10 protein-coding genes and 1 pseudogene are annotated in these 7,586 nt (G+C 69.8%); 3 read left to right on the top strand and 8 right to left on the bottom strand.

Translation table 11 applies throughout. The annotated features are described in order from the left end of the window. The first annotated feature begins 22 nt into the window (after nt 1-22). Nucleotides 23-964, top strand: a complete 942-nt coding sequence (locus VOI19_RS10015) for a folate-binding protein (RefSeq protein ID WP_323792820.1) — start codon at nt 23-25, stop codon at nt 962-964. 5 nt (nt 965-969) lie between these two features. Continuing rightward, complete coding sequence (locus tag VOI19_RS10010) at nt 970-1,188, top strand: hypothetical protein (RefSeq protein ID WP_323792819.1); 219 nt, start codon at nt 970-972, stop codon at nt 1,186-1,188. 323 nt (nt 1,189-1,511) lie between these two features. Here VOI19_RS10010 and VOI19_RS10005 read toward each other — a convergent pair whose 3' ends face one another. After that, nucleotides 1,512-2,255 (bottom strand): response regulator transcription factor, encoded by a 744-nt coding sequence (locus VOI19_RS10005; protein ID WP_323792818.1) that lies wholly within the window; start codon nt 2,253-2,255, stop codon nt 1,512-1,514. A 116-nt stretch (nt 2,256-2,371) separates the two neighbouring features. Here VOI19_RS10005 and VOI19_RS10000 point away from each other — a divergent pair, with 116 nt between their 5' ends. Then, nucleotides 2,372-2,638: a MoaD/ThiS family protein gene (locus VOI19_RS10000; protein WP_323792817.1), complete on the top strand. Its 267-nt coding sequence runs from the start codon at nt 2,372-2,374 to the stop codon at nt 2,636-2,638. Between the two features lie 13 nt (nt 2,639-2,651). On the opposite strand, the gene VOI19_RS09995 is transcribed toward VOI19_RS10000, so the two are convergent. From VOI19_RS09995 to VOI19_RS09965, 7 genes and pseudogenes are all read right to left on the bottom strand, one after another. Further along, nucleotides 2,652-3,191 (bottom strand): hypothetical protein, encoded by a 540-nt coding sequence (locus VOI19_RS09995; RefSeq protein WP_323792816.1) that lies wholly within the window; start codon nt 3,189-3,191, stop codon nt 2,652-2,654. Between the two features lie 49 nt (nt 3,192-3,240). Continuing rightward, a complete protein-coding gene (locus VOI19_RS09990; RefSeq protein ID WP_323792815.1) occupies nt 3,241-4,026 on the bottom strand; it encodes a hypothetical protein in 786 nt (261 codons plus the stop codon). Then, nucleotides 4,023-4,904 carry a VWA domain-containing protein gene (locus VOI19_RS09985; protein ID WP_323792814.1) on the bottom strand — a complete coding sequence of 294 codons (882 nt, stop codon included), beginning with the start codon at nt 4,902-4,904 and terminating at the stop codon, nt 4,023-4,025. Before VOI19_RS09985 ends, VOI19_RS09990 begins: the two co-directional genes overlap by 4 nt. Then, nucleotides 4,901-5,899: a vWA domain-containing protein gene (locus tag VOI19_RS09980; RefSeq protein ID WP_323792813.1), complete on the bottom strand. Its 999-nt coding sequence runs from the start codon at nt 5,897-5,899 to the stop codon at nt 4,901-4,903. Before VOI19_RS09980 ends, VOI19_RS09985 begins: the two co-directional genes overlap by 4 nt. Continuing rightward, complete coding sequence (locus tag VOI19_RS09975) at nt 5,890-6,357, bottom strand: hypothetical protein (RefSeq protein WP_323792812.1); 468 nt, start codon at nt 6,355-6,357, stop codon at nt 5,890-5,892. The genes VOI19_RS09980 and VOI19_RS09975 overlap by 10 nt, the downstream gene beginning before the upstream one ends. Next, nucleotides 6,341-7,225, bottom strand: a complete 885-nt coding sequence (locus VOI19_RS09970; protein ID WP_323792811.1) for a DUF58 domain-containing protein — start codon at nt 7,223-7,225, stop codon at nt 6,341-6,343. Before VOI19_RS09970 ends, VOI19_RS09975 begins: the two co-directional genes overlap by 17 nt. A gap of 2 nt (nt 7,226-7,227) precedes the next feature. Next, nucleotides 7,228-7,586, bottom strand: a pseudogene (locus VOI19_RS09965) (MoxR family ATPase); the annotation flags it as partial.

Genomic DNA, 7,586 nt, shown 5'->3' with positions numbered 1-7,586 from the left:
CCTGCCAAGGAGGATGCGCACCATGACGAGTACGACACCCAGCCCGCTGCTGTCGCTGCCAGACGCCGTCGCCGGCAACGGGATCGATGCGCCCGTCGCTGCCCACTACGGCTCCTTCAACGTGGAGCAGCGCTCCCTCGAGGCCGGCGAAGGATTCGTCGACCTGTCGCACCACGACGTCTTGCGCATCACCGGCCCCGACCGGCTGACCTGGCTGCACGCGCTGACCACCCAGTACTTCCTCGACCTCGCCCCGAACGTCGAGACCCAGGGACTCATCCTGAGCCCGCAGGGCCACGTCGAGCACGAGTTCCGCGGCGTCGACGACGGCGAGTCCTTCACCGCCTGGACCGAGCCGGGCACGGCCGCCGCGCTCATCGAGTACCTCGAGCGGATGAAGTTCATGACCCGCGTCGAGATCACCGACGAGACCGCAGAGCACGCCCTCACCTGGCGTCCCGCGACCGGCTACCGGCTGGTCCCGCGCGACCAGCTCGAGGCCTACGCCGCCGCGGCCGGCCCTGCTGCCGGCACGTGGGCCTTCGAGGCGCTCCGCATCGCTCGCGGCGAGCCGCGCTTCGGACTCGACACCGACCACCGGTCGATCCCCAACGAGATGGGCTGGATCGGGCCGGCGGTGCACCTCGACAAGGGGTGCTACCGCGGCCAGGAGACGGTCGCCCGTGTGCACACCCTGGGCCGTCCGCCACGTCGCCTGACCCTGCTGCACCTCGACGGCTCCGAGAACCGGCTGCCCGAGATCGGCGCGGACGTCGTCCTGGGCGAGAAGGTCGTCGGCTACGTCGGCACCTCGGCGCGCCACCACGAGCTCGGTCCGATCGCCCTGGCCGTGATCAAGCGCAACATCCCCACCGACGCAGCCCTGCTCACCGACGGCATCGACGCCGCTCAGGAGATCGTGGTCGACCCCGAGGTCGGGCTCCACTTCCGGCCCCGACTCTGACCGCCGTGGGCCCGGTCTGGCAGCGCCTGACGGTGGTGGCGGTGATCGCGACCTGCCTGACCTATGTCGTCAGCAGCCTGATCTTCGACACCCGCCAGGGAGCCGGACCGGTGATCCTGGTGCTCACGTCCGGGCACGGCGTTCACGCCGGCGACCTGCCGGTGCTGCTGGCCTGGGTGGTGGGCATGCTCGGCTGCGGGTGGCTAGCCCTCCGCGAACCCTGACTCGTGACTGACTCACAAACGTCATACAAGAAATCTGGTGACGGCACCCTCGTGGGGTGATGATGGGTGCATGTCTTGGGGGAGGCGATCGTGGCGACGGTTGAGGTGCAAGGTGAAGTACGGCGTGGCGTGCCCACATAGACCGGTGCACCGCTGACGGCCGACACCGGAGGCTAAGCAGGCCGGGAGGCTGAGCAGGCCGGGAGGCTGAGCAGGCCGGGAGGCTGAGCAGCGAGCGAAGCGAGCGTCGACGAAGCCCCGACCCACGGTGGTTGAGGTGCGAGCGCAGCGAGCCTCGAAACCCCTGAAGCCGACCTACAACCTCAGGCGTCCTGCGAGGACCGCTCGCTCACGCGCGCGGAGTCCGCCATCGCGGAGTCCTTCTCCTTCGTCGGCAGCACGAACCGATAGCCGACGTTGCGCACGGTGCCGATGAGCGTCTCGTTCTCGACACCGAGCTTGGCGCGCAGGCGCCGCACGTGGACGTCGACGGTGCGCGTGCCACCGAAGTAGTCATAGCCCCAGACCTCCTGGAGCAGCTGCTGGCGGCTGAAGACGCGCCCAGGGTGCTGGGCGAGGTACTTCAACAGCTCGAACTCCTTGAACGTCAGGTCGAGCGGACGTCCGTGGATCTTCGCGGTGTAGGTGGCCTCGTCGACGACAACCTCGCCGGAGCGGATGACGTGGGCGTCGGGGTCGGCGGCGTCGCGGGCCGCGGAGAGGCGGCTGATCGCGAGCTTGATGCGGGCCTCGAGCTCGGCGGGTCCGCAGGTGTGGAGGACGACGTCGTCCATGCCCCAGTCGTGGCTGACGACGGACAGCCCGCCCTCGGTCACGATGAGCAGGACGGGGACGTCGGTGCCGGTGGTGCGGATCAGGCGGCACAGGTCGCGGGCGCCGGCGAGCTCCTGGCGACCGTCGACCAGCAGGAGGTCGGAATCGGGGGCCTCGAGCAGCGCGCTTCCTTCGGCGGGCAAGATCTTGACCTGGTGGCCCAGCAAGGACAGCCCGGGAAGAACCTCCACAGAGGGCTGAAGGGCGCTGGTCAACAACAGGAGCGTGCTCATGGGTGGTCTCCTCCGCGATGGGTGAGACCGAAACACGTCAGTGGGCTTCGGCCAGTTGATCTGGGTGAAGAATAATCGAAACGCCAGGGACACAGGGAGTGAATGTGAGGAATGAGATGGGCACGATCTCGATCCGTTACTGGGCGTCGGCGCGCTCCGCGGCGGGGATGGACGCCGAGACGCTCGCCATCGACGCGCCGATCACGCTCTCGGAGGTGCTGCGTCGGCTGGGGGAGGAACACCCTGAGAGCCGACTCCTGGCGGTGCTCGATGCCTGCTCGGTGCTGCTCGGAGACCGTCCGGTTTCGACCGAGGACCCGGACGACGTGCTCGTTGCGGCAGGCGACACCTTGGAGTTCTTGCCGCCCTTCGCCGGGGGCTGACCCCCGCCCGAGCTCAGCGCTCCAGGGTGACGGCGCGGGGCGCCAGCACGATCGAGTCCGGCGCAACATTCTCGGTCACGAGCGCGCTTGCGCCGACGATCGCGCCGCGACCGACCGTGCACCCGCGCAGCACCGTGGCCCGGGTTGCGATCCAGGCGCCGTCCTCGATCCGGATCGGAGCGTTGTCGAACTCGAACGTGGGGGAGCGGTGGTCATGACTCCCGGTGCAGAGCATCGCCTCCTGGGACACGCAGACGTCGTGCCCGATGGTCACGGGCTCGAGGTTGAGGATGTAGGCGTTCTCGCCGATCCATGAGTCGTTGCCGATCGTCAGTTTCCAGGGCCAGTGGATGCGAACCCGGTGCTTGATCACGACCCCGGAGCCGATCTCGGCGCCGAAGACCCTCAGCAGGCGAACTCGGAGCTTGGGCGGGCACCACCACTGCGAGATGAAGGCGCTTGACGCGAGCATCCAGAGCGCTTGCCACACCACCGACCGACCCTTGTCGTATCCCCGACCGGTGAATCCTGCAAGCGAGCGAGTGGTAGTCACGTGGCAACCCTAGGGCCCGGCGCAGGCGGCACGTCGTAGGGAGAATCTCTCACCAGTTGTAGTCGGGGTTCTGCTCCGGCTGGCCGGTCGACTCGGGGTCAATCGGTTGCGAGAAGTCGGTGTCCTGCCCACTTCGTTTGCGTTGCTCCTCCCGAGTTTGCCGGGCCTCCTCGTTGCGCAGTCCGAGCAGCTCTTCCTGCTCGCGCCGCGAGAGGTTGTCGAAGTCGGCGTCCTGCCCCTTGATCGGTTTGTCCGGGTCGCGCGGGAGGGGCTGCGCCTGCTCGATGAGCTTCTCGGCCAGGCCACGATCGATCTCGGCGATCGCTTTCTCCTCGTCCGCCGTCATGACGGCAAGCGCCTCGGTCTCGCGGGGGCCCGAGCTCGAGGCGTCGGGGAGACAGGCGCGCAGGGTCGTGCGCGCCGCGAACCACTGCTCGCGTGCGTCGGTGAGGTCAGCCGTCGCCTCGGCGTCTCCCTCGGCCTCGATCGCGAGCGCGAGGTTGTGGCGTACGCGGCACCGCTCCTCGGGCGGGGCGAGCTCGAGCGCGACCTCGAACAGCTCGACGGCCGAGGCGCCGTCAGCGGCGGGGGACAGGAAGTAGGCGGCGATCCCCTCGTTGTAGGAAGCGATCCACGGCTCGAGCATGTTGATCAAGCCGGTGGAGGAGTACGCGCGCCGAGCCGCCTCCGGATTCTCGGCCTGCAACGCGGAGGCGCCCTCGTGCGAGTGGTGCAGGAGATGAGCCGTCTTCGTCGCGAAGCCGGTCACCACCAGGGCGGGCAGGACGCCCAGGATCAGCAGACGCGACCGCAGCCTGCGACGATCGCGCCTCATGACCGCACCCGATCGCGCGCCGTGCTGAGCAGTCCTCGCCACGACGCGCGCAGCTCGATCAACGCCAGGATCAGCAACAACATCGCAAACAGCCAGGTGAGCTCACGGCCGGACAGCGCGCTGCCCTCCACCGTGTCCTCGCCGATCCGGGTCGCGACGGCGTCGATGCCGCCCGCCCGGTCGCGGTGCACGAACGGGACGCCGAGCTCGTCGGCCACCGTGCGCAGGTTGCGCGGGTCGAAGCGCGAGATTGCGGGTCGGTCCGAGCCGCCGACGGGGATGTAGCCCTGTGACAGGTCGGTCCCGCCGGCGATCGTCATCCGCCCGCCGTCCTCGGTCCCGTAGCCGAGCACCACGCCGTCCGAGATCAGCCGACGGACCGGGGCGTACGACGCCTGGGAGCCGCTCTCGGTGTTCTCGCCGTCGCCGGCGAGCACGATCCTCACGAGCCCGTCCGGTGTCTGGGCGATGGTCTGCTGCATCAGCCCGACGACCTTCTCCAGCGGTCGGTCGAGGCGGGAGCCGTCGGCTCGCAGCGGCGACTCGAGGTCGAGTGCGGCCAGCCGCTGCTCGACGATCGCCAGGTCGCTGGTGAGCGGCAGCTCGACCGTGGCTTCGGTGGCAAAGCTGATCAGCGCAAAGCTCGCCTCAGGCAGGGAACGCACCAGCTCGATCAGGTCGGTGCGCAGCCGGTCGAAGCGCGGGCCCTCGTCGACGTCGAGGGCATCCATCGATTTCGTGCGGTCGACGACCAGGACGATCGCGACCTGACGCGCGCTGGTCGTCTCCACCGCGGTCGTTCCGAAGTCGGGTCGAATGACGATCAGCGCGAGCAGCACCGCGATGCCCACGCGACGCAGCACGGCAAGCCCCTTCATCGCTTCGTCCTGCGCGGTCGTCGGGCGATGCCCTGCAGGAGCCAGCCGAGGCCGAGCACGCCCACGCCGACCACGGTCACCGCAGCGCCGACGTACGTCGACTCGCTCTCGATCGTGCGTGGCGGTCCCTCAGCGCGAGACTCGTCGCGACGCTGGATCTGCGCAAGGAGCTCGTCGGCAGAGCCGTCGTCGTCGAGGGTGGCGTAGATGCCACCGGTGGCTTCGACGGCGTCACGGAACTCCTGCGCAGCACCGTCGTCCTTCGTCGCAGGAGAGGCGATGGCGTGCACGACGACGTCGCGTTCCGCGGCGTAGGCGGCACCCTCGCCGACCGAGTAGACCGGCGCGCCGAGCGGGTCGTTGTCGGAGGTCACGATGATCGATCGGGAGCGGTCCTCGTCGGGCCGGTCGAAGCGTTGTGAGCAGGAGGCGACCCCGTCGCCCACGAGTGAGGCGCGTCGATCGCGCTCGAGCTCGACGCCGGCGACGTAGATGAAGCCACCGCGGAGGAAGGCTTTCTCGGCGTTGACCAGCTCTTCCTTGACGTAGGCCAGGTCCTGGGTCAGCGGCACGAGGGTCACCGCGGTGCCGCTGAACACGGTCAGCCCGACCCGGGCATTGACGAGCTCGTCGAGCAGCAGCTGCACCTGCTCCACGACGCGACGGTTGAAGCGGTCCATCGAGCCCGACGCGTCGAGGCAGAGCATCACGTCGCGGCTCTTCGCGGTCGCCTCGATCCGCGTCTGCTGGGGCCGGGCGGAGAGCAGGGTGGCGCCGGCGATGGTGACCAACGCGCCGATCACCAGCCAGGCCAGGAGCGCAGTCCGCCGACGTCTCAGCTGCCGGTAGCGGGGCAGCCCGCGCAGCAGCGAGACGTGCGCCATGACGAGAGCGTCGGCGCCGACCGTCTGTCGCGGCCTACGGCTCCACCACGCCAGCAGGACGAGCGTCGCCGCCGCGATCGTCACCAGCAGCCAGGGCCACTTCAGCTCCACGACGTCACCACCTGACGTGCCCGGTCCAGGGTCGGGTCGAAACGCTCGGCTGCCTCGGTCTCGTCGCCGGCGAAGGCAGGCTCGTAGAGCGACTCGACGAGATCGGTCAGCGTGCTCGGTGCCGTACGGCGCAGCGCGCTCAGCGTCATCGTCGAGGCTGGCACCCCGCCCATCGTCTCGGCGAAGCCCCGGACCGTGGCGCTGATCTCCTGGTGCCCCTGGCGCGCCGAGATCTGTCCGGCCCGGACCCGACGCTCGACGGCGCCGAGCTCGCGGAGGTGACGACGCCGCGCCCCTCGACTCGGCGCCGGACGGGGGCGCGTGTGTTGTGTGGGAGTGCGCGTCCACCACAGCACCGCGACGTAGTAGGCCACCACGACCACCACGCCGGCGATGGCCAGCACCGCCCACGTGTCGGAATAGTCGGCCGGGCCGAGGAGGTCAGCGGCGGCCGCCACGACGGTGGCTCTCGAGGAGGCGGTGGATCGTGGTCAGGGTGCTTGCCTCGTCGTGCACCGTCGCGTGCACGATGCCGAGGGTGGCGAGCCGCTCGGCCAGTGAAAGTCGGGCCAGGGCGAGGGCCTCGTCGTACGCGTCGGCCAGCGCGGCGTCGCGCAGCACCCAGTCGGGCAGGGCTGTGCCGCGGTCGACGTCCATGACCGTGGCGTCGGACCCGAGCCGGGTGGGGTCCAGGTCGGCGATGAACAGCATGATCACCTCGTGCTGCACGACGAGTCGTCGCAGCGCGCTCAGAGCGGCATCGTCGATCTCGAGGTCGTCGCACACGACGACGACCATGGCGCGGCGACGGTAGGACCGGGCCACGTGACCCAGCAGGTTGCCGAGGTCGGCCGGCCCGGCGCTCGAGGTCGTCGTCTCGTCGACCTGCTGGAGACAGCGCTCCAGGTGCAGGTCGCCGGAGGCCGGCGGCAGGTAGTGCTGCTCGGTGCCCGAGCCACACGCCAGACCGACGCGGTCGCCGTGACGCACCGCTGCCAGCCCGATGACACCGGCGGCGAAGACGGCGACCTCACGCTTGATGACGCCGCTCTCCAGGTGGGCGGCCATGCTGCGCCCGGTCGAGACCGCGAGGAGCACGGTGTGCTGGCGCGTGGCCTCGTATCGTTTGACGAGCAGCGAACGGGTGCGAGCCGACGCCTTCCAGTCGATGTCCTTGACGTCGTCGCCGCGCACGTAGTCGCGCAGGTCGTTGAAGTCCATGCTGCGCCCCGCGCGAACGGTCGCGTGCACGCCGTCGAGGAGACCGAGCGCCTCGCGGTGCGTGTGCAGCGACAGGCGCGCCTTGACCTGCGGGAGCAGCGCCATCGTCAGGGAGCGGGGACGGCGCTCAACACGGCGTCGATGACTGTCTCCACCGGCACCCGGTCGGCCAGCGCCTCGAAGCTCAGGTGGATCCGGTGCCGCAACACGCTGTGGGCGAGCTCGCGGACGTCGTCGGGGGTGGCGTAGGAGCGGCCGTCGAGCACGGCAAGGGCGCGGGCGACGTTGAAGAAGGCGATGGTCGCGCGCGGACTGGCGCCGACCTCGACGTATTCACCGAGTCGGTCGCCGAGCGACGACCTCGCGTCGCGGGTGGCGCCCACGAGGTCGACGATGTAGCGCTTGACGGCCGGGTCGACGAAGACGGCATCAGTGGCGCGTTGGAGCGCGAGGACGTCGTCGAGCG

The organism is Nocardioides sp. (genome assembly GCF_034670285.1).
In the GTDB taxonomy this organism is placed as follows: Bacteria; Actinomycetota; Actinomycetes; order Propionibacteriales; family Nocardioidaceae; genus Nocardioides.
Note: the sequence above shows the minus strand (reverse complement) of the source record. Positions and strands in the feature narration are given on the sequence as shown.